The following is a 23,237-nucleotide window of genomic DNA, read 5'->3' as shown; positions in this document are numbered from 1 at the left end:
GCCACCTGCCGAATTGTTACAGCGCCCGGCGGGTGGAATCTAAAAAATCCGAATCGGTCCATATGCAGCGTAGACGCCTCCCTCGAGTGCATGCAAAAACCCACGGGATGCCAATAGCTACAAGGGGAAACCACATCACTGCCCGGCGCATACCCGGCGCCCCATATAGTGACAGATAGTCGCCAAGCTTAGCCAACGCTAAGAAGAAAAGACGGGGTTCAAAGGAAGATACTGGATACAAGGACAGCATTACGCTCTTCACCAGTAAGGAAGCTCAAGATTATGACCGTTGTGTCAAACACGTCCGAAGCACTCAAGTCCCCCTACGCGGACACCCTCAATCGTCTACTTTCCGATGCACGCGCAGAAGCCGTCGAATCGAGCGTCTCCGAACTCGAACGCCTCGCTATTGCACACGACGCATCCCACTACCTGCTCGTGCCCGCCGGCCTGGTCCGCCCCGACTCCGCCGAAGACGTCGCAAACATCTTCCGCGCAGCCGGCGACCTTGGCCTGCCGCTGACCTTCCGCTCCGGCGGTACCTCCCTCTCCGGCCAGTCCAGCGGTGACGGCCTGATGGTCGACACCCGCCGCCACTTCAAGAAGATCGAGGTCCTTGAAGACGGCAAGAAGGTTCGCGTGCAGCCCGGCGCGACCATCATGATGGTTAACAACTACCTGGCACCCTACGGCTACAAGCTCGGCCCGGACCCCGCCTCCTGGTCCGCCTGCACCATCGGTGGCGTGGTCGCTAACAACTCCTCCGGTATGTCTTCGGGTACCGCCTACAACACGTACAACACCCTGGATTCCATGGTGTTCGTGTTGCCCAGCGGCACCATCATTGACACCGCAGAACCGGACGCCGATCAGAAGCTGCGCTCCCTCGAACCTGAACTTCACGAGGGCCTGCTGCGCCTGCGCAAGCGCGTCACCGAAAACCCCGAATCCATGGCGAAGATTCGCCAGCAGTACTCCATGAAGAACACCATGGGTTACGGCCTGAACTCCCTGGTCGACTTTGAAACCCCCGTGGACATTCTGCAGCACCTGCTGATTGGTTCGGAAGGTACCCTCGGCTTTGTTGCTTCGGCAACCTACCGCACCCGCCCGATTCTGAAGAACATTTCCACCGGCCTGCTGGTGTTCAACAACCTGATTGATGCTGCACGCTCCGTACCCGAGCTGGTTGCCAACAAGCTGGCCACCGTCGAGCTCATGGACGCCACCAGCATCCGCGTGGCTCAGCGTACCGGCCAGGCTGCGGAGGCGCTCGCCGCCATTGACGTGAAGGACCACGCCGCCCTGCTGGTTGAGTTCCAGGGCAACTCCGAGCAGGAGCTGAACGACCTGGCTGCCGCCGCAGCACCCATGTTTAAGAGCCTGCCCGTGGCGTCGCCCGTGTCGATGACCAGCAAGCTGTCTGAGCGTAACGCACTGTGGGCTGCCCGCCGTGGCCTGTACACCACCGTTGCAGGTAACCGCCGTTCCGGCACCAACGCACTGCTCGAAGACGTGGTTGTGCCCGTCGAGGTTCTGGGTAACACCTGTAGCGACCTGACCAAGCTGTTCGATTCGCACGGCTACCAGGATTCCGTGATCTTCGGCCACGCGAAGGACGGTAACATCCACTTCATGCTGAACGAGCAGTTCCGCGACCCGAAGCAGCTGGACCGCTACCGCGACTTCACCGAGGAAATGGTTCAGCTGATTCTGGGTAACGAAGGCTCGCTGAAGGCTGAGCACGGTACCGGCCGTATCATGGCTCCGTTTGTGAGCCGCCAGTTCGGTGACGAGCTCTTCGACGTGATGCGCCAGATTAAGCGCCTCATTGACCCGAAGGGCTTCATGAACCCCGGCGTTCTGCTGGTTGAGCCGGGCACCGACTACGTGACCGATCTGAAGGTCGCTGAGACCGTTGAGGAAGAAGTCGACCGCTGTGTGGAGTGCGGCTACTGTGAGCCGGTCTGCCCCTCCCGCAACCTGACCCTCACCCCCCGTAAGCGTATTGTGCTGCGCCGTGAGATTGCTGCCGCTGAGGCGAACGGCGACCACGAGCTCGCTGAGCGCCTGCGTAAGGAGTACGAGTACTACGGCATTGAGACCTGTGCAGTGGACGGCATGTGCCAGACCCGCTGCCCCGTGAACATTAACACCGGTGATCTGATTCGCCGCCTGCGTTCTGAGAACCAGGACAAGCTGGCCGCTACCGGCTGGAAGGTCGCCGCACAGCAGTGGGGCATCATGGACAAGGTCGCCGGTAAGTCTCTGACTGTGGCTAAGAAGCTGCCGTTCCCCGTGGTGCACGGTACCACCAACATCGCCCGTAAGGTCATGGGCGACGACATGGTTCCTTCCTACAAGAAGGACCTGCCGGTTGGTGGCCCGGCGCGTAAGCCGCATAAGGACGCAACCGCTGAGATTGTCTTCTTCCCCGCCTGCGTGAACTCCATGTTCGGCGGCGTGGACGGCGACGGCAAGCACGACCCGGTCAACGCAACCCAGGCGTTCATCCGCCTGTGCGAGCGTACCGGCGTGAAGTACCGCATCCCGGACAATATTGGTGAGATGTGCTGTGCTACCCCGTGGAAGTCGAAGGGCTTTACCGACGGCTACTCGATTATGAGCGACCGTGTGCTGAAGTCCCTGTGGGAGGCTACTGACGGTGGCCGCCTGCCGGTCGTGTGTGACGCTTCGTCCTGTACTGAGGGCCTTGAAGTGATGCGTGAGAAGGTTATTAAGGCGCTTGAGCACAAGATCGTGAACGGTCTGAAGCCGGGTGAGCCGGACTACTCGCGTCTGCGCATGTACGATGCGGTTCAGTTCGCCGCCGATAACATGCTGGACAAGCTGACTGTGTCCGCTCCCCTGCCGTCGGTTGCTCTGCACCCGACCTGCTCCATGACTCACCTGGGTACTCAGCCTGCGTTTGAGAAGATTGCGAACGCGATGAGTGACGACGTGTACGTGCCGAAGCACTGGGGTTGCTGTGGTTATGCGGGTGACCGCGGTATGCTGCACCCCGAGCTGACGGCGAGCGCTACGGAGGCTGAGGCTGCGGAGCTGAGCGAGCAGAAGCAGTTCGCCGCATACATTTCGGCGAACCGCACCTGTGAGCAGGGTATGACGGAGGCGACCGGCCACAGCTACCAGAACGTGCTGCAGCTGCTGGAACGCACCACCCGCTAACGGGCTGAGCACATAGCGGCATAAAGAAGGGACCCGGCGGGCTATCTTATGTGATAGTCCGCCGGGTCCTTTTGATGACTTGAAGTATCTCGCAGGAATCAATAACCCTGTATTATTGCTACTCAGGAACCCTATAAGGGTCTCATCTCGATTGTTCACTCACAACGGCAGCGAAGGAGCACCGTGTCTATCACCCCGGCTACTGTTCGGCTATATACAACTCTTTGGGAGGGCGATGTTGTAGAGCGTGTTACTTACCAGCTCTATAACCGAAACATCACGATTGATAAGCTCCCCCGCACTCTGCTTGAGAAATATAAAAACGAAGAGGAACTGCATTTCTCCGGTATCTACTTCCTCACGAATTCCTCAGCAAACGACCCCCGCCTGTATGTTGGCCAGGCGGCAAAACGCCTGAATGGAAATGGGCTGATAGGCCGTATTCGTGAGCATGACCGCTCTAAGGATTTCTGGGATACCGCGTATCTGATTACTTCCACCGACAATTCTTGGGAAGCGACGGAACTGAACTACCTGGAAAGCGCGTTCTGTCGTGAGGCTCAGAAGGTTGGCAGATATCGTCTAGAGAATGGCATTATCCCCTTCGCCGGAAATATCGCAAAAGTGAAGAAAGCAATTCTGCGTTCCCTCGTCCTTGAAGTTCTACTGATGCTACGCGCGAGTGGTCACCGCATGTTTGAGCCCATCACCCCGAAGAAGGCTAAGTCGACGGGTACAGAGGCAACAGCGAATGCACCGGCTGATGATTCTTCTACTATTTCTCAGCCGGAAGAAGCTCAACTCCCTGCCGCCTTGGCTGATGCAGTATTCCGCATTAAGCGCAAGGAGTTGAAGCATCCGGCTCGCGCTCGGATTGTCAATATCTCTGGTACTCGTGTGGGCGTTGAGGTATTTGAGGGTGAGCTTCTGCCGGTGCGTGCACCGAAGAAGGCCGAGGCGCGCTATCTGAAGGATTTGGAGGCTTTGGAAGTTACCCGCGCTGAGCAGGTTGCCGCCGGTCACCTGGATGGTTTGAAGATTGTGAAACCGATTGAGTTTACAAGCCAGTCTGCTGCTTCCCGTTTTGTTCTGGGCGGCGCTTCGAGCGGTAATGCGGATTGGGTTTTGGAAACTGATCCGAACATTTCGCTGGGTGTGTTCCTGCAGAACCTTGACGGTTCTCAGAACTAATCCCCTGTGTGCTGTGTATGAGAAGACCCGGCGGGCTATCTGATGGATAGTCTGCCGGGTCCATTTTCGTCTGCTACAGCACTTATTTTCGACTATTAAATAGTCCAATAATCAATACTGCTATTGAGATGCCATAGAGAATTCCAAGCACCAGGTCGCTGATATTTGACACTACATTCAAGATAATTGCCAGGATCAAGAACAACATCCCAACAGGAACATACTTATTCGACTTCATACGCTCGTGCTCCCTCAATAATCAACAGCGATACGCCATTTCAGGGCTATATTAAATATCTACAGTATACATAATATTGATCTATCGAGAAAATCGCCAAAATTGAGAGGAATCTGACGGTTGTTTCGTGCTACATCTTTTCATTGTGTTTTATTATCAATTTTACGAGTCACTACCCCCATTATCCAGTGAACAAATATCAAATTTAGAAACATTAAAATTACACACAGAATGGATGCTGCAACTATACTTTCAAAAGTAAGCCCCAAATATTCAACGGAACTATATACTAAATAAACACTACCCGGAAAAAGTACAATGCTTGAAATTAGCGACGGAATATACCTCCTTACTACGATGCTTTGCGCTATATGAATTAATAAATGTATCAAGAATGCGATAAACACACCTATCCACACTACATACATTTTCCATATTGTAGCCACATAGGTCACCGCAATACATATCACGTATTCTTCAAGAACCGCAACCGCAAACCCTTCAGTACTGAAGTTTCTATACAATTTTCGAAGGATGCTATATTTTTCTATTAGGTCAAGATTTTTTTCAAACCATACCCTGAAACCTACTATCTCCTCCATCTCATGGACCATAAAAATAACAGGAAACAACCACAGATTTACTTCCACTTTCACCTTCCAGATATCTAGATTTAATTACATAGACCAAATAATTCCTTGTCGTTATTATTTTTCAAATATAATCATCATTTCAATTATAAGACCGTGGTGAAAAATTTTAGACTGGAACACTCCTCTTTTTAGAATACACAAAGAAACCACCCCCTCCGCAGCTTGTCGCCGCAAAGGGGGTGGTTTCTATATATGAGCTAGACCAGAAAGCCTAGTACTACTCAGCAGCCTCCGTGCTGGGCTTGGGGTCTTCGTTCACGCGGTTGCGGATATGCTCCACAATACGTGCCACAGCCTCATCCACGGGCACACCGTTCTCCTGCTTGTTGCCGCGGAAACGGAACGAAACAGCGCCGTGCTCCGCATCCTCACCGCCAGCAATCAGAATGAACGGAACCTTCTCAGTAGACGCGGTACGAATCTTCTTCGTGAAGCGATCCGAACCGTAATCCACCTCAACACGCACGCCGTGCGCACGCAGCTTGTCCGCGATCTCGGTCATGTAGTCGTTGAACGCCTCAGCAACCGGCACACCAATGACCTGGACCGGCGAGAGCCATGCCGGGAACGCACCCGCATAGTGCTCGGTCAGCACGCCCAGGAAGCGCTCAATCGAACCGAACTTCGCCGAGTGAATCATGACCGGTTCCTGCACGGTGCCGTCAGCGGCCTGGTACTCCAGACCGAAACGGCTCGGCTGGTTGAAGTCATACTGAACAGTCGACATCTGCCAGGTACGGCCAATCGCGTCCTTCGCCTGAACCGAAATCTTCGGGCCGTAGAACGCAGCACCACCCGGATCCGGAACGAGCTCCAGGCCGGTCTCCTTCGCAACCTGCTCCAGAACCGCGGTAGCCTCTTCCCACTGCTCATCAGTACCGATGAACTTATCCTTCTTATCACCCTCAGTGTCGCGGGTCGACAGCTCAAGGTAGAAGTCGGTCATGCCGAAGTCCTCAAGCAGGCTCAGCATGAACTTCAGCAGGTGACGCACCTCGTCCGGTGCCTGCTCCTTGGTCACGTACGAGTGCGAGTCGTCCTGGGTAATCATGCGCACGCGGGTCAGGCCCTGCAGCACGCCGGACTTCTCGTCACGGTACACGGTGCCGAACTCGAAGAAACGCAGCGGCAACTCACGGTACGAACGGCCACGAGAACGGTAAATCTCGTTGTGCATCGGGCAGTTCATAGCCTTCAGACGGTAATGACCGTTGTCCAGCTCCATGGGCGGGAACATGCCGTCCGCATAGTACGGAAGGTGACCGGAAGTGTAGAACAGGTCTTCCTTCGAAATGTGCGGGGTGCTGACGTACTGGAAGCCTTCCTGAATGTGGCGGGTGCGCACGTAGTCTTCCATCTCGCGCTTAATCACGCCACCCTTAGGGTGAATGACCGGCAGGCCGGGGCCAATGGTCTTCGGGAAGGAGAACAGGTCCAGTTCACGGCCCAGGCGGCGGTGGTCACGGCGCTCCGCCTCAGCGATGCGTTCCTTGTACGCCACCAGCTCGTCCTTAGTCGGCCAAGCGGTACCGTAAATACGCTGCAGCATGGGGTTCTTCTCAGAACCGCGCCAGTACGCGCCACCGGCACGCATCAGGGCGTAACCATTAGCGATCAGCTTGGTGTTCGGCAGGTGCGGGCCGCGGCAGAGGTCCTTCCAGACGGTCTCGCCGGTCTTCGGGTGCACGTTGTCGTAGATGGTGATTTCACCCTCGCCGACCTCCACGGATGCGCCCTCGGCAGCATCCGCGCCAGAACCGGGGCCCTGGGTCAGGGAGAGCAGCTCCAGCTTGTACGGCTCGTTCGCCATCTCGGCGACAGCCTCGTCGTGGGTGACCACGCGGCGGCGGAACAGCTGACCGGACTTGATGATCTTCATCATCGACTTCTCGATCTTCTTCAGATCTTCCGGGGTGAAGGGCTCAGCCACATCAAAGTCAAAGTAGAAGCCGTCAGTAATGTACGGGCCGATGCCCAGCTTGGCGTCCTTGCGGTACTCCTGCACCGCCTGCGCCATTACGTGCGCAGCGGAGTGGCGCAGAACGTTCAGGCCGTCCGGTTCGTGAATGAAAACCGGCTCAACGGAATCGCCAGCAGACAGCTCGTGGGAGAGATCAACGAGCACGCCGTTCACGCGTGCCACAACGATCTTCGGGTCGTCAGCGAACAGCTCAGCGGCAGTCTTCGCGGTGACCTCGCGCTCCTCACCAGAAACGCTAATAACAATTGCTGAAGAATCAGCGGCAGACATAAGTCTCCTTAACTCAGGCGCTCGCGGCCGCTCGGGGCGCCGCGGGTGCGCATACTATTCCGCACTGTACTGGTGCACGGACACACACCATCTTACAACGGCTCCCAGGCAACGCTCAGCTTGAGGGCGGACTAGTCCGCATGATGCTCACGCGTATGCTCGTGAACGTCCGTCACAATGTGACTAATGTGATGGTCCTTCAGGCGATAAATCGTGGTGCGGCCGTGCTGCTCGCGGTCAATCACGTGCGCCTCACGCAGGATGCGCAGGTGATGCGAGGCGAGCGGCTGCGAAATACCCAGGCAGGTGTGCAGCTCGCTCACGCTGTGCGGGCGGTGCACCAGGTGGTGCGCAATGGCCAGGCGCAGCGGGTTCGCGAGCGCCGAGAAGATCGCCACGGACGGGCCGAACTGCTCCTCCCAGTCCTTGGGGCCGCGCCCCTCGAAGAGAGGCGCAGAGGCGGGCGCCCCGGTAGCGTGGTTGGCGGCGTGGTGGGTGTTAGCTTCGGCGGAATTTTCGTGGTGGTCTTCGTGGTGGCTAGTCATAGTATTTTCACCTTATGTACAGGTGCGGGGCACGTCAAGGAAGTTACGCCTGCGCGGCGTGCTTTCTTGACGTGCCCCTCTCCCCTATGTGCGCTAATACTGCTGGTGCGTCCGGCTAGCGGTTAGCGACGGCCACCTGCAGGTAGCCCTCGGAGGACTTCACGCCCTTGTCGGTCACCGCGCGGTAGCGAACCAGCGGCGCGAAGCCCTGCTTCGACTTGGCGGTCACCGCAATGCCCTGGGTGCCGTCGGGCAGGTTCACCACGCGGTAGGTTCCGTACTCGTCGCTGTAGGAGCTGACGACCTGGCCGCGCTGGTTCAGCAGCTCCAGCTTCTTCACGGTCTCACCGCGGCTGAACGCGCCGAAGGAAGCCTCGTCGTTGTTCAGCACCGCCACGTTCTGGGTGGTACCCGAGTACAGCGAGACCGAATCCTCGCGGGCAATCGGGCTGTTCTTATCCACAACGTGCACCTTCAGCGGGATCGAGTACAGCTGCGCGGCTGCACCCTTCTTCGCCTTCACGTCGGACATGCGGGCGGGCGCCTTGCCGGTGCGGTTCACAGTAATCTTCGAACCATTATCGCGGCGCAGGTCCCAGGTGGTGCCGGTGACCTCGTGGGTGTTCAGATCAATCGAGTAGGTGCCGGTCTTGCCGTTGGAGGCAAAACGAATACCGGTCTCGGCGCTGGAGAACTGGCCACCAGCGGTGTTGACCTTCTCCTTGTTCACCCAGCGGCTGGGGCGGAAGTTCGGGGTCTGCTCGATTTCCTGGAAATTGTAGTCACGGGCGTAACGGTAGTTCGGGGAGACCTTGTGGCTCTGGTGCACGCTCTGCGCCACGGCGGTTTCACCCGAGTAGACGGTGGCGTGATGCTCTGCCGGCTGGTAAATCACGCCGGAGCCGGTTCCGGTCTTGCCGTAGGAGTCAGCGGGGAAGCTGAACTTCACGGCGCCCGAGGCCTGGTTCACCGCGGTCGCCTGGCTGTCGGCGTCGCTGATGCGCGGCGCATCCGGGGTGCGCACGGTGGCGCGGCGAACGCGCAGGCTGCGTGCGGTCACGGGGCGTGCAATCTTCTCCGCGGCGCCCTGCTTATCCTTATCGGCGGCGTTATCTGCCGCGTTGTTGGTGACTGTCTTCGCATCGGTGGCGGCGTTCGTCTCGGGAACCTGCAGGCCCTCGCGGCGGGCGGCGTTCTCTGCGGACTCGGTGTAGTTCACCGGCATCCACTGCACCTGCTGCCACGGGAACTGGTTGCCCGTAAAGCCGCTGGGCACGAAGTTCGCGAACATGGCGGCCAGCTGCGGGTCTTCCTTGTACACGTTCTTACCCTGGCGGGCGTAGGGCGCGTAGGAGCTGGGGGCCTCCAGGTTGAAGGCGTTGGTGAAGAGGTTATGGTCCGTCAGGATGAAGCCGTATTCCTTCATCGCGGTCAGGATCATGCGGGTGAGCTGGTCGTCCGCGTGGCCAGTGTTGGCCAGGAACTCCTCCACGTCGAAGCTGGCGGGCAGGAAGCCACGCTGGCCGGCACGCGGTGCGTTCGGGTACTTGGAAAGGTCCAGCTTGCCGTCGGTGCCCTTCGCGGGGAAGGAGGCGCTCATGGCGGCGTAGTCGGCTGCGGTGATGGAGACCATGTGGTTGATCTTGCCGGCCTTCAGCTCGTCCACGCCAATCTGGGTGAGCTCGTTGGCCATGCCCACGACCGAGGAGGTGCCGTTCTTGAGGGTCAGCCAGTAGTTGTCCTCGCCCACGCCCTCGAAGTTGGGCTTGGCGAGCATGTAGCCGCCCGAGGAGACGTGGTAGGTCGCAGGGTAGTCCACTGCCACGGGAATATCCACGGTGCCGCGGGTTCCTGCAGGCACCTTGTAGGTAATCTCGCCGGTGGTCTCGTTGATGGACGCGCCGGGCACGTTCTTGGCCAGGCGGAACTTGGCGCCGCGCGCGATCGGGTACGAGGTGCGGGCGTTGCCGGACTTCACGTCGATGCTTACGGGGGCCTTGATGGTCACGGTCTGGCCGGCGTTGCCGCGGCCCACGGTCTCGTACTGAATCTTCGCGCTGGTGGGGGTGGAGGCGTTGCCGCCGCCAACCTGTACGCGGGCGGTGCTGGTGTAGGTCTGGGCGTCGGCGTCCTTCACGAACTTGAAGTAGGAGCGCCAGATGCCGGTCGCCTCGTCGTACAGGGCGAGGGACTGGTCGCCCGAGAGGCCGTGGTCTTCGGCCAGCCAGCCCGGAATCGGCACGCCGCCGGTCAGGATGCGCTTATTCTCGGCCTTGGCGTTGACGCGCTGGTCGCGGGAGACGACCTCGACGTACTCCTGGTGGGGGTTGGCGGAGTTCACTGCGAGGGTCGGGATGTTCTCGTGGGCGCCAACGGTCTGGGAGCGGTCCTTACGGACGGTACCCGCGTTAATGGCGGTGGTGACGGGGTGGTTACCGGCGTCTGCGCTGTACTCGAGGAAGGTGCGGCTAATCTCGCTGCTGTTGGGGGCGACGGCTTCGGTGCCGGTGAGCTTCTGCGCGGCGAAGGAGTCGCTGGCGAGCTTGCCACTCAGGGGCGAGGTGTTCTCGGTGGTAATCAGGTTTTCCCGAGTCAGGGACGAGTTCACCGGTGCCAGGGTGTTGATGGTCTGGGCGGCCGGGTCGTCGTTCCAGTAGCAGGTGGGGCCGGGTGCCACGGAGGTGAGGGTTGCGAGGGTCGGCACGTTCTTCTGGCCGGCCTCAACGCAGGTGGTTCCATCGGAGGTGCTGTGCGCGGTCGTCGAAGCGGCGGGAGCCGCGAAGGTCGCCGGCAGGTTGGCGCCGGTGAGGGCGGTGGCCAGTGCCGCGGTAACGGCGAGGGATGCGCGGCGGCGGCCGGCAACGCGCGGGTTCGCGTGCTGCTCCGAGCCGGCGGCCAGACCCGTCGCGGAGGTTAGCGCGAGGGCCTGCGTAAAGTTCTGCGCGGCGGCCTCAGCAGTGGCTACCGCGGGGTTCTGTACCTGGTTTTTGGGTGCAGTAATGGTCATGCGTTTTTCTTCCGTTCGTGTCGGCTTGTTTGAGTGAGTGCGTTTGTATGAACAAACACGGACGTGAGTGAAATATTCGTCTGCGAGTGCGTTGCGATGCCCCCGAGAAACTGGCAGGAATTCCCAGGAAACTCTCAGACAATCCCCATACCCTACCGATTCCCGAGGGGTAAGCGCAAAACGAGAATGTGATAACAACCACTCGTATAGTCGCTAAAGGTTTAGGTTCAGGGTGAATTATCACTGCACTGTAATGTATTTACCGGTGTTCGATTCAAAAGAATTTGCACCGGAGTGCCTAAGCCTTCCTCCTAGTCAGAGGAAACTCCCGACGAAAAACAAAAAATCCGCACCCTTCCCCGAAATGGTGCACCAAATAAGACCACCGTGACCCCCGACATGACAAATGTTGAATTTCTCACACCTGGCCACATCCTGGGACTCCTGCCCCATTGCACCCCCGCAGCCACCCCGCCACAAACACCCCGAGCCCCTTCGCGAGAGGGTGAAATCGGGGTAAAGGTTGAGGGTTTTTACGCCCTAATCCCACTCTTACACACAGAGTAATCATTCATCCCTGCAATTTTTCTTACCCTAGAATGTAATCCCCATTGCGCGGTTTCCACTAGGCAGATAAGGCATAAAAAGACATCCCACCCGCGCCTTGCCGACGCGGATGGGATGCATAAGTATTCGGTTCTGAAGGCCTTCTGAGGACCCGTGCGAAGGGCCGCAATCCGGGCCTTTTCAACAGGAACCGGCACGAAACCGTATCGGCCGAACCGATCCCGCATCGTCCCTATCCTGCAGGCACTCCCCTACAGCGCGCCTGCCTCCGAGCAGACATTCACCAGCTCGCCGATGCCCTCGATGCGGGTGCGCACCTCCTGCCCCGGCTTCAGCCACCGGCGCGGATGCAGCGAAAGCCCCACGCCGGCGGGCGTACCCGTGGCCACGATATCGCCGGGCTCAAGGGTCATGAACCGCGAAATATACGACAGCAGGTACGCGGGGCTGAACAGCATGTCTGCGGTCGAGCCGCGCTGACGCACCTCACCGTCCACCGCGCAGGTCAGCTCCAGGCCGGCAAGCGGATCCACCTCGTCGGCGCTCACGATGACCGGGCCGAACGGAGTCATCGCATCCCAGTTCTTACCCTGGAACCACTCCGAAGAACGCCCCTGCCAGTCACGCACCGACACATCGTTGATGACCGTGTAACCCATCAGCGCCTCAAGCGCCTGCTCCTCGGTGGCGTTGCGCAGGCGCACCCCGACCACCAGGCCCAGCTCAACCTCCCAGTCGACCTTCGTGCTACCCGTGCCGTCGTCGGCGGGCATGCGAATCTGATCGTTCGGGCCGATGAGCGCGTTCGAGAACTTCGCAAAGAGCGCCGGGTACTCGGGCACCGGCAGGTTCATCTCTTCGGCGTGGTCGCGGTAGTTCAGGCCCGCGCACACGACCTTGCCGGGCTTATCTAGCGGCCGCACGAAGGGCAGGGATTCCCAGAGCTGCTCGCCGTGACCCATGACCGTCGCACCGTTCTCCTTCAGAATCGACAGCGCGTTCTTCGGGTCGCCAAAGTTCAGGCGGAACCGGCTGTAGAAATTGAGTAGAGGGCTCAACTTGGCCGGCAGCTCGTAGACCGTTTCCTCAAAGAAACAGACGGCGCGGCTGCCCTTCTCGTCTTTAATCTGACCCCAACGCATATGCGCTCCTTTGCTTTACTCTAGTGCGTTTACTGTATACGGATGTTCCGGGGTTCCCGCTCGGGCCGCCTACTTGAAGCCGTGGCTCGCGTAGGCCTCCACGATGGCGTCCTCAAGGTCCTCCATGAGCAGGCTCGGGTTCGCATCCTGCGCCGCGCCCACCGTCGCCGGGTCGAGGTCCATGCCGAGGGCGCGGTACACATCCGCGGTGACCGCCCGCAGCGAGGCCGAATCGGAAACCACGATGCCCGTGCTGAACCACCAGCCGCCGCTCACCACGCGCTGGGCCGTGCCGACCAGCTTGATGCGCCCGCCGCCGGCGGATTCGGGAAGCTGCGCGTACACCGAGTACTCGCCGGGGCAGTACTCCCCCGGGATCTCGCCCACGCGCGCATCCACGCCGACCTCGCGCAGGGCCTGGGCGAACATGGAGCCGAAGAGCCGATAGCGCACCGTGTTGCCGCTGCGGGCGTCGGTGGCCGGCTGGAAGTGGTCCACCACCAGGCATCCGCGGTGGTACGCGGCGGCGTGACCGCCCACCTTGCGCACCAGGGTCCTGAAGCCGTGCTCCTCGCACGCGGCCACGGCATCGGCGAATCCGGGGTTCAGCTCATCGCGGCGGCCGAACGCCACCGTGGGGTTCGGCTGGTACATGCGCAGGGTCGCCTCGCGCTGGCCGCTTGCGACCTCGCGGAGCATCTGCACCGTCTGCTCGTGGTGGATGAGGATATCACCCGACTCGGGTGTGGTTTCTCGAATAATCTGCACGTTTTCTATCTTACCGGCGGCTGCGAAAACGCCCGCGCAGAAAAATGCTCACCTGTTCAAATGCGCCGGCTTACCCCTTTAGCACGGCACCACCAAACGCTAAGATTAAAGGTGCTAGGGTGCGATACCCCACACAGCCGCACCGAGCACATAGACACAGCATGACAACGCAGAAGAAACGCACTCCGCGCCCGGTGAGAACCCCTCCCCGAGCGCGCCAACCTGTACGGTTCGCAAAGGAGATCGGACCATGACACAGTCCACCCCCGCCAACGCAGCGGCGCCCACCGCCGCATCCGCCGAGGAGGTGAAGGCGGCGAAGTCCAAGCGCACGAAACTTATCGTGCAGGTTGCCATCATCGTAGCCGTCACCCTCGCCATCTGGTTCGTTCCCGCCCCCGAAGGCGTCGACCCGCGCGGCATGCACATGCTCGCCATCTTCGTCGGTACCATTCTCGGCCTGATTTTCCAGCCGTTGCCCACCCCGTCCGTGGCGCTCGTCGGCCTGGGCGCCGCAATGATTACCGGCACGATGGCCGCCAAGAATGAGGCGCTGACCGGCTTCGGCAACTCCTCCATCTGGATTATCGTGGCCGCCTTCTTCATCGCCGACGGCTTCCTCATTACGGGTCTGGGCAAGCGCATCGCACTGCTGTTCGTGCGTGCGCTCGGCAAGTCCTCCCTCGGCCTGTCCTACGGTATGGCAATCACCGACCTGGTTCTCGCCCCCGCCACCCCCTCCAACACTGCGCGTGCCGGTGGCGTGATTTACCCGATTATCCGTTCCCTCTCCGAGGTCAACGGCTCCACCAACGAAACCCCCGAATCACGCCGTAAGCTCGGCTCCTACCTGCTCATGACTGAGGCGCAGGTCAACACCATCACCTCCGCCATGTTCCTGACCGCGATGGCGGGTAACCCGCTGGCACAGAAGTTCGCACACGACCACAACATCAACCTCGACTGGGGTACCTGGGCGCTCGCAGCCATCGTTCCCGGTCTTGCCGCGTTGATTGTCATGCCGTGGATCATGTCGAAGATTTACCCGCCGACCATCAAAAAGACCCCGAACGCACCCGAGCACGCGCGCGAGGAACTGCACGAAATGGGCCCCATGAGCGTGAAGGAATGGATTATGCTCGGCACCTTCGTGCTGCTGCTAATCCTGTGGGTGACCGGTACCGCACTGGGTATTGACGCCACCAGCGCCGCTTTCTTCGGCATCGGTATTCTGCTGGTGACCAAGGTCCTGACCTGGAAGGACATGGCGAAGAACTCCAGCGCCTGGTCCACCCTCATCTTCTTCGCCGTGCTCGTCGGCATGGCCGACCACCTGAAGAAGCTCAAGGTCGTGGACTGGATTGGCCAGCAGGCCGCCCACAGCGTCAGCGGCATGGCCTGGCCCCTGGCCTTCACCGTGCTGGTTCTGGCCTACTTCTTCATTCACTACATGTTCGCCTCGAACACCGCCCAGATCGTGGCCCTGTACGCTGTGTTCCTCGGTGCGGCCGTCGCGGCGGGTGTTCCGCCGATGTTCGCGGCACTGTTCCTCGGCTTCATGGGCAACCTGATTGGCGGCATCACCCACTACGCCTCCGGCCCCGCAGGCGTGTACTACGGTTCCGGCTACTTCAGCGTGGGCGAATGGTTCAAGATCGGCTTCATGGCGGCTATCGTGAACCTCGTCGTCTGGGGTGCGGTCGGTACCGCGTGGCTGTTCGCGCTCGGCTTCGCCAACTAGCGGCCCAGACCCCGCGGCGGCTTAGCTCAGCGTAAAAGCGCTGTATAGGAGCACCGCGTAAAAGCCCGGTGTTCTCACGTGAATTTTCGTGTGAGAACACCGGGCTTTTGCGCGCCCGATAGCGTCCCAAACAGCGCAAAACCTAGTAATCCCCCACCCCCTCCGCTAGGGTAGAAGAAAGACCCACAGCACCTTGGAGGACGCCGTGCATCAGGACCAGCACATCACCGCCCAAACCACCGCTCTGCCCAACTCCGACCCGGCGCTGACCGAGCCGCAGCCGCTCGGCGCGTTCCCCGCCGGTTTCCTCTTCGGAGGCGCCACCGCCGCCAACCAGTTCGAAGGCGCCTGGAACGAAGACGGCAAGGGCCCCAGCCTGCAGGATGTGCTGCCCGCCGGCGGCCTGTACCCGCGCACCGCGGAACCCACCGAGGACAACCTCAAGCTGGAGGGCATCGACTTCTACCACCGCTACCGCGAAGACATCGCCCTGCTCGCGGAGATGGGTTTTAAGGTCTTCCGCTTCTCCATCGCCTGGTCGCGTATCTTCCCCCGCGGCGACGAAGAAACCCCCAACGAGGCGGGCCTCGCCTTCTACGACCGCGTGCTCGACGAGCTCGAAAAGCACGGCATGGAGCCGCTCATCACCCTCAGCCACTACGAAACCCCGCTGCACCTGGTCGAGCAGTACAACGGCTGGACCAGCCGCGAGCTCATCGGCTTCTACGAACGCTACGCCCGCACCGTGTTCGCCCGCTACGGCAAGCGCGTGAGGTACTGGCTGACCTTCAACGAAATCAACTCGATGCTGCACCTGCCGTTCATGTCCGGCGGCATCAACACCCCGGCGGAGCAGCTCAGCGACGCCGACCTCTACCAGGCAATGCACCATGAGCTGGTCGCCTCCGCACGCGCCACCGCTGCGGCACGCGAACTGGCACCGGGCGCCCAGGTCGGCTGCATGATTCTTGCCATGCCCACCTACCCGCTCACCCCCGACCCCGCGGACGTGCTCGCCGCCATGCAGGCGGAGCAGGCGAACTTCGCGTTCGGTGACGTGCACGTGCGCGGCGCCTACCCCGGCTACTTCCTGCGTGCCCTGCGTGAGAAGGGCGTGGAGCTGAACATCACCGAGCAGGACCGCGAGGACCTGAAGAACACCGTAGACTTTGTGTCCTTCAGCTACTACATGTCCACCTGCGCGTCCGGCGACCCGGCACGAGGCGAGCGCGGCGAAGGCAACATCCTCGGCGGCGTGGTGAACCCGACCCTGCCCGCGAGCGAATGGGGCTGGCAAATTGACCCGACCGGCCTGCGCGTGGTCCTCAACCAGTATTGGGACCGCTGGCAGAAGCCGCTGTTCATCGTGGAGAACGGCCTGGGCGCCCGCGACGAGCTGGTCGAGGTGAACGGTGAGCTCACCGTGGAGGACGACTACCGCATCGACTACCTGCGCCAGCACCTGCACGCGGTACGCGAGGCGATTGAGGACGGCGTGAACGTGCTCGGGTACACCACCTGGGGTTGCATCGACATGATTAGCGCCTCGACAGCGCAGATGTCCAAGCGCTACGGGTTCATCTACGTGGACCGCAACGACGACGGCTCCGGCTCCCTGGAGCGTTACCGCAAGAAGTCCTTCCACTGGTACCGCGAGGTAATTGCCAGCAACGGAGCGGAGCTTTAACTGGTAAGGCTCTACCCCCGCGAAACTAGCACGCGAAACTCAGTACATAAAAGGCCCCCGAGATGCAGAATCTCGGGGGCCTTGCGCACATGCTGCGTACCTATTGTCCGTTATACCCAGCGCGGGCAATTCTAGTCCATGGGCAGGTCGTTCATGCTGGTGGAAACGTACTCCCACCAGGTCGGCACCAGCCCCGCGTTCAACGCAACCCTCTGCGACAGCATGTGCGACGGGCTCGTACCGTAGAACGGCAGGTACCCCTCCGCCAGGGTCAGGCGGGCGGCATCGCGCACCAGGGCACTCGCAATACCCGCGCCGCGGAAGGCGGGCAGCACATCAATGCCGATCTGGCGCATGATGGGCGAATCGTCACTCAGGCCAACCATAGCGATAGGGTCTGCGTGCACAGGGGCGCTCTCCCCCGCCGCGGGTGCATCAGGTACATCCTCGTCCACCGGGTATGCGGCGAGCACCAGCACGTCCGGGCGGGTCACGCTAAAGCCCAACGCGTTCGAGTAACGCTTATCCCCGCGGAACGACTCAATCTGCTCTTCGCTCAGCAGGTCCACGCGCAGGCGGGTTACGCGCGCTTCCGTATCCTCCGGGGCAACCTCAAGCGCCCCCGCGGAGGCGTTCGCCTCCCTGCGAATAGTGCGCTCGCCGGTAATTTCGGCAAGCAGTGCCGCCTTCAGCTCGGCGGGGTCGACGCGGCGCATCATGCCCACACCGGGCACGGCGCACTTGACCTCCTGCGCCTGCACGCCCTCGGGTACGACCGAGTTCAGCAGGGCGCGGCCGGGCGTGTAGTAGATGCTCGTGCCGCTAACCTGCTGGGTGTAGGGGGTGAGCAGTTCGTTGAGCTGGCGAAGCTGTGCATAGTCGCCCAGCCAGTTCGACTGGTCGCCGAGCATGTAGTCGATGGCCTTTTCGAGTACGCGTGGATGCTTGGCGCAGAGAATGCCGACGCTCGCGTAGTTGGCGACGCGCAGCTCCCAGATGTCGTCGTTGCGGCGGCGTGCGGCACCCATCTTCTCGGAAGGCGGCTGTACGGTGGCGAGTAGCGGCAGGCTCTCGGCTTCCGGGTAGTCGCGTAGCTCTTGAAGGGCGCGGCTAATCGAGCCGGGCGCCTGGCAGAAGTCCGCCTCAAGCTGGGTGTGCAGGATGTGCCGCGCCCGGTCCAGGGTGGTCACGGCACCGCGACGCGCACCGAGGGCGGTGAGCTTGGCTTGGGCTGCTTTGACGCGATCTTCGGTGTTCACGGGGTCCTCTCGTTCGTCATTGAGTTTTTGGTTGAGATGCGGTCACCGCATCCCGCCGCAGTGTCATCGACGGGGAGACGGGGTGGCAATACGGTCTCAGCCCGACCCTGCGCGCCACACGGGCGCGGGGTCGGGCTGCCTACGCTATTTCAGAATTTCCGCAAGGAACGCGCCGGTGTGCGAGCCTTTGACGGTCGCCACGTGCTCCGGGGTACCTTCGGCGATGACGGTGCCGCCGCCGCTACCGCCTTCGGGACCCATGTCGACAATCCAGTCAGCGCACTTGATGACGTCCAAGTTGTGCTCGATGGTGATGACGCTATTACCCTTGTCCACCAGCGACTGCAGAACGACCAGTAGCTTGCGGATGTCCTCAAAGTGCAGGCCGGTGGTCGGCTCGTCCAGCACATAGATGGAGCGGCCGTTGGAGCGCTTCTGCAGCTCGGTGGCGAGCTTCACGCGCTGCGCCTCACCGCCGGAGAGGGTGGTTGCGGGCTGGCCCAGGCGAATGTAGCCCAGGCCCACGTCCACGAGGGTGTTCAGGTGGCGCGCAATCGGGGTGAACGCGGCGAAGAACTCGGCGGCCTCCTCCACGGGCATTTCGAGCACGTCGGCAATGGTCTTGCCCTTGTAGTGAACCTCGAGGGTTTCGCGGTTGTAGCGCTTGCCGTGGCAGGTTTCACAGGGCACGTACACGTCCGGCAGGAAGTTCATTTCAATCTTCAGGGTGCCGTCACCGGAGCAGTCCTCGCAGCGGCCGCCCTTGACGTTGAAGGAGAAGCGGCCCGGGGTGTAGCCGCGCATTTTCGCCTCGCTGGTCTCTGCAAACAGCTTGCGGATGTGGTCGAACACGCCGGTGTAGGTGGCGGGGTTCGAGCGCGGGGTACGACCGATGGGCGACTGGTCCACGTGAATGACCTTGTCCAGGTGCTCCAGGCCGTCGATGCTCTTGTGGCGGCCGGGTACCTGCTTGGCGCCGTTGAGCTTGTTCGCCAGGGAGGTGTACAGAATGTCGTTGACGAGGGTGGACTTACCCGAGCCGGACACACCGGTCACCGCGGTAAACACGCCCAGTGGGAAGGACACGGTCACGTTCTTGAGGTTGTTTTCGCGGGCACCGCGCACGGTCAGCTGGCGTTTCTTGTCCACGGGTCGGCGGGAGGCGGGCACCTCGATGCTGCGGCGGCCAGCCATGTAGTCGCCGGTAATGGATTTGGTATTCTTCAGCAGCTCCTCGAAGCTGCCGGAGTGCACGATTTCGCCGCCGTGCTCGCCGGCACCGGGTCCTACGTCCACAATCCAGTCGGCTTCGCGCATGGTGTCTTCGTCGTGCTCAACCACGATAAGCGTGTTGCCCATATCGCGCAGCTTGGTGAGGGTTTCGATGAGGCGGCGGTTGTCGCGCTGGTGCAGGCCGATGGAGGGCTCGTCGAGCACGTAGAGCACGCCGACCAGGCCCGAACCAATCTGGGTTGCGAGGCGGATGCGCTGCGCCTCACCGCCGGAGAGCGTACCTGCAGAGCGTGAGAGGGTCAGGTAGTCCAGGCCCACGTCCAGTAGGAACTGCAGGCGCGCGTCAATTTCCTTGAGGACCTGCTCACCGATCTTGGCTTCGCGGGCGCTGAGCTGCAGGCTACGCACGAAGGCGAGCGCATCGGCCAGGGACAGGTCGGTAATGTCTGCAATGGACTTGCCGCCGACCTTCACGCCGAGGATGGTCGGGTTCAGGCGCGCGCCACCGCAGGATGGGCAGGCGACCTGGCGCATGTACTGTTCGTAGCGGTCGCGGGCGAAGTCCGATTCGGTTTCTTCGTGCTTGCGCTTAATGTACGCCTTCACGCCTTCGAATCCGGAGGTGTAGCGGCGTTCGCGGCCGAATCGGTTACGGTAGGACACCTCAACCTTGTAGTCCTTACCGTCCAGAATCGCGGCGCGGGTTTTGGCGGGCAGGTCTTTGAAGGGGGTGTTCAGGTCGAAGCCGAGCTCCTCCCCCAGGCCGGCGAGCAGGCGCAGCCAGTATTCGGTGGTTGCCTTGCCCTGCGACCAGGGGGCGATAGCGCCCTCGCCGAGGGTCAGGTCGGGGTTGGGTACGAGCAGTTCGGTGTCGACTTCCAGGCGCGAGCCGATGCCGTCGCAGGCGCTACACGCGCCGAACGGCGAGTTGAAGGAGAAGGCGCGCGGCTCGATGGTGTCGATCTGCAGCGGGTGGTTGTTGGGGCAGGCGAGGTTTTCACTGAAGGAGCGGGTGCGTTCGGGGTCGTCCTGCTCGCGGTCCACGAAGTCGATGAGCACGCGGCCGTCGGCGAGCTTGAGCGCGGTTTCAATGGAGTCGGTCAGGCGCTGGTGAATACCGTCCTTAATGACGATGCGGTCGACGACCACCTCGATGGTGTGCTTGTACTGCTTGGCGAGCTTGGGCGGGTCGGAGAGCTGCACGGTTTCGCCGTCCACGCGGGCTCGCGAGTAGCCCTGGGTGAGCAGGTCCTTGAAGAGGTCCACGAACTCGCCCTTACGTGCGCTGACGACGGGCGCGAGAATCTGCAGGCGGGTGCGTTCGGGGTACTCCTGCAGAATATCCACGATCTGCTGCGGGGTCTGCTGGGTGATTTCCTCGCCACATTCGGGGCAGTGCGGGTGGCCGATTCGCGCCCAGAGCAGACGCATGTAGTCGTAGATTTCGGTGATGGTGCCGACGGTTGAGCGCGGGTTCTTGGAGGTGGACTTCTGGTCGATAGACACCGCCGGGGAGAGACCCTCGATGAAGTCGACATCGGGCTTGTCGACCTGGCCCAGGAACATGCGGGCGTAGGAGGAGAGCGATTCGACGTAGCGGCGCTGACCCTCGGCGAAGATGGTGTCAAAGGCGAGGGAGGACTTGCCGGAGCCGGAGAGGCCCGTGAAGACGACCATCGCATCGCGCGGGATGGTCAGGTCTAGGTTCTTAAGGTTGTTTTCTCGGGCACCCTGCACACGAATACTGGTCAGGTCGTTCGCTTTGAGTGCGGTGCTACCGTGTGCCGGGCGGGGTGTCATCGAAAATCCTTTCGTCTTATCTTCGAATTTAAATTCTACACCTTAGCGCCCCGTAGCCGGCGGGATTAAGTTCCCGGCGTACGGGGCGTAAGGGTGCAGTGCGAAGCCGCACGGCAAGCGCGAAGCATCCGCAAAAACGCACGGAAGGAGGGGCATCGCGCACGCACGAAGAGACATTCCAAATTCGCGTGGCGGCGAGAGCGCGCCGGGGCCGGGCTACCAGCCGCGGGTGCCCCACTCCTCCAGGTGCGGGCGCTCGTCACCGAGGGTCGTGGAACGACCGTGGCCGGGCAGCACGATTGCGTCATCATCGAAGCCGCCAAAGAGCTTTTCGAGCACGTTGGAGAAGAGTTCGCCGAATTGCTGCGGGGAGTCGGTCTTGCCCACGCCGCCGGGGAAGAGCGCATCGCCGGTAAACAACAGGGTTGCGGGGGTGCCGTCCTCCCACACGGTTTCGAGCACGTAGACGATGGATCCGGGGGTGTGGCCGGGCACATGCAGGGCGCGCACCACGGTGTCGGAGAGGTAGAAATCGAAGACCTCACCACCGTGCAAGCGCTCCTCCACTTCGAAGTTCTCCTGCTCCTTAATGGCGTCGGCATCGGCATCCCCGGCGGAGGTGATTGCGCCAGTGAGCTTCTCGAGCTCGGCAATGGCGCGAATGTGGTCCCAGTGGCCGTGGGTAACCAGGATGCCGGTCAGGCCGATTGCGCGGGGTTTGAGGGCATCAAAGTCTTCTTCCTTCTCCATGACGCGCACGCGGCGGTCCTCGGCATCGGTGAGTTCCAGCTGCGGGCAGTCCTGAAGTAATGCATCGAGGGTGAAGGCGTAGAGCTCCTCGGCTTCTGCGGCCGGGTCGATGAGTACCTGTTCGCCCGTGGCGCGCATGGTGATGAGGTAGACGCTATTGTCCATCTCGGAAACACTGAGCGCGCGCACGGTCAGTTCGGGGTTCTCGAAGATGAGGGTGGATTCGGGGTATGTAGTCATACTTCCAGTGTAAGGGGTGTTCCAGTTTAGGAGGTGCCGGGGTACTCCCCTGCGGGATGCGCCTCGGCGGTTTCTTGGGTGCGCTCGACTTTGAACGCACAGCCTTTGCCCGGGACGGGTGCAGCTCGGATGAGGTTCCAGCCGAGGCACCGCATGAAAGTTAAACAGAGAAGCGACCGTGCATCGATACACAGTCGCTTCTCATGACACCCAGGGGTATCTATCACTCACTCAAACACAAGCAACCCGAGGACTTTGGAAATCTCACGATTACTTGATGCATCCATCATAGCGGAGTTTTTTCACCCTGTCCGGCGGGCCATTTTGGTACGGAGTGCCAATTTAAGTGACCGAAGCCTCACTGTAACCGTTCTGTAATAATTGCACCCGTTTTTTAGGATATCCATACGTACCAATTTTATTTTTCAGCTCCAATAAGTGGGCTATATCACTGAAAAAAATTTTTGGCCTTGCTCTAATTTGGCACTCAGATGCATCTTTCTCAGTGGGCTTCAGTGAGACATGCGCGGAAGTAAAATACCCCGTTTTCCCTTGATATTCCGCGGAACATCAACCTAAACCTAAAGAAACTTTCTAGTTGAAGCAACTACTTTTCACCTTATTTTAATCACATTGCCTCGCGCCACCCGCCATAGAACAGCCCACAAAAGCCTCCAATGGGAAATCTTATTGGTCTGCTCCACCCCTAAAAACACCCGGTTGGCCAACGCTTTTATAAACAAAGGCTTCATCGTCCACCCTTCCATGGACCCGAAAGTGCAACCTCAAAAATTTTCACAAAAAAGAAAAAATACTAGTCAAGGCCATATTTTCACAAAATGCAGGTGTATGACTCGCTTAGAAATCAACCTCCAGAGGGTGTTTAACGAAAGATAAGGCTCAAGCAAATATCGAGGAGGAAAAATAACACATACAGACCAATTTAAGATTTACAGACCCCGAAAGGGCCCCTCAT

13 protein-coding genes are annotated in these 23,237 nt (G+C 60.5%); 4 read left to right on the top strand and 9 right to left on the bottom strand.

Annotated elements, in window-relative coordinates; genetic code table 11:
* The first annotated feature begins 282 nt into the window (after positions 1-282).
* Both HMPREF2674_RS07765 and HMPREF2674_RS07760 read left to right on the top strand, forming a co-directional pair.
* Positions 283-3,189, top strand: coding sequence for an FAD-binding and (Fe-S)-binding domain-containing protein (locus HMPREF2674_RS07765; protein ID WP_070825356.1), 2,907 nt, complete (start codon positions 283-285; stop codon positions 3,187-3,189).
* 183 nt (positions 3,190-3,372) lie between these two features.
* Complete coding sequence (locus tag HMPREF2674_RS07760; RefSeq protein WP_070825355.1) at positions 3,373-4,380, top strand: GIY-YIG nuclease family protein; 1,008 nt, start codon at positions 3,373-3,375, stop codon at positions 4,378-4,380.
* Between the two features lie 378 nt (positions 4,381-4,758).
* On the opposite strand, the gene HMPREF2674_RS09165 is transcribed toward HMPREF2674_RS07760, so the two are convergent.
* From HMPREF2674_RS09165 to HMPREF2674_RS07735, 6 genes are all read right to left on the bottom strand, one after another.
* Entirely contained in the window at positions 4,759-5,268 is a 510-nt protein-coding gene (locus HMPREF2674_RS09165) for an HXXEE domain-containing protein (protein WP_080975566.1), read from the bottom strand.
* A gap of 220 nt (positions 5,269-5,488) precedes the next feature.
* Positions 5,489-7,522 (bottom strand): threonine--tRNA ligase, encoded by a 2,034-nt coding sequence (gene thrS / locus HMPREF2674_RS07755; RefSeq protein ID WP_070825354.1) that lies wholly within the window; start codon positions 7,520-7,522, stop codon positions 5,489-5,491.
* 131 nt (positions 7,523-7,653) lie between these two features.
* Complete coding sequence (locus HMPREF2674_RS09580; protein WP_049332473.1) at positions 7,654-8,067, bottom strand: ArsR/SmtB family transcription factor; 414 nt, start codon at positions 8,065-8,067, stop codon at positions 7,654-7,656.
* A gap of 115 nt (positions 8,068-8,182) precedes the next feature.
* Positions 8,183-11,074 (bottom strand): Rib/alpha-like domain-containing protein, encoded by a 2,892-nt coding sequence (locus HMPREF2674_RS07745; RefSeq protein WP_246826202.1) that lies wholly within the window; start codon positions 11,072-11,074, stop codon positions 8,183-8,185.
* 818 nt (positions 11,075-11,892) lie between these two features.
* A complete protein-coding gene (locus tag HMPREF2674_RS07740; RefSeq protein WP_049347339.1) occupies positions 11,893-12,783 on the bottom strand; it encodes a fumarylacetoacetate hydrolase family protein in 891 nt (296 codons plus the stop codon).
* A 69-nt stretch (positions 12,784-12,852) separates the two neighbouring features.
* Positions 12,853-13,551 carry a lipoate--protein ligase family protein gene (locus HMPREF2674_RS07735; RefSeq protein WP_070825353.1) on the bottom strand — a complete coding sequence of 233 codons (699 nt, stop codon included), beginning with the start codon at positions 13,549-13,551 and terminating at the stop codon, positions 12,853-12,855.
* 250 nt (positions 13,552-13,801) lie between these two features.
* Here HMPREF2674_RS07735 and HMPREF2674_RS07730 point away from each other — a divergent pair, with 250 nt between their 5' ends.
* Positions 13,802-15,292, top strand: a complete 1,491-nt coding sequence (locus HMPREF2674_RS07730; RefSeq protein ID WP_070825352.1) for an anion permease — start codon at positions 13,802-13,804, stop codon at positions 15,290-15,292.
* A gap of 205 nt (positions 15,293-15,497) precedes the next feature.
* Positions 15,498-16,979 (top strand): glycoside hydrolase family 1 protein, encoded by a 1,482-nt coding sequence (locus HMPREF2674_RS07725; RefSeq protein ID WP_070825479.1) that lies wholly within the window; start codon positions 15,498-15,500, stop codon positions 16,977-16,979.
* A 131-nt stretch (positions 16,980-17,110) separates the two neighbouring features.
* On the opposite strand, the gene HMPREF2674_RS07720 is transcribed toward HMPREF2674_RS07725, so the two are convergent.
* The 3 genes from HMPREF2674_RS07720 to HMPREF2674_RS07710 all read right to left on the bottom strand — a co-directional run bounded on the left by HMPREF2674_RS07720 (position 17,111) and on the right by HMPREF2674_RS07710 (position 22,261).
* Entirely contained in the window at positions 17,111-18,238 is a 1,128-nt protein-coding gene (locus HMPREF2674_RS07720; RefSeq protein WP_070825351.1) for a GNAT family N-acetyltransferase, read from the bottom strand.
* 144 nt (positions 18,239-18,382) lie between these two features.
* Positions 18,383-21,271 carry an excinuclease ABC subunit UvrA gene (gene uvrA, locus HMPREF2674_RS07715; RefSeq protein ID WP_070825350.1) on the bottom strand — a complete coding sequence of 963 codons (2,889 nt, stop codon included), beginning with the start codon at positions 21,269-21,271 and terminating at the stop codon, positions 18,383-18,385.
* A gap of 216 nt (positions 21,272-21,487) precedes the next feature.
* Positions 21,488-22,261, bottom strand: a complete 774-nt coding sequence (locus HMPREF2674_RS07710) for an MBL fold metallo-hydrolase (RefSeq protein WP_070825349.1) — start codon at positions 22,259-22,261, stop codon at positions 21,488-21,490.
* Positions 22,262-23,237: the final 976 nt, after the last annotated feature.

Source organism: Rothia sp. HMSC062F03 (assembly GCF_001836905.1).
Lineage (GTDB): Bacteria > Actinomycetota > Actinomycetes > Actinomycetales > Micrococcaceae > Rothia > Rothia mucilaginosa_A.
The sequence above is the reverse complement of the archived record's forward strand: the minus strand, read 5'-3'. Positions and strand labels throughout refer to the sequence as shown.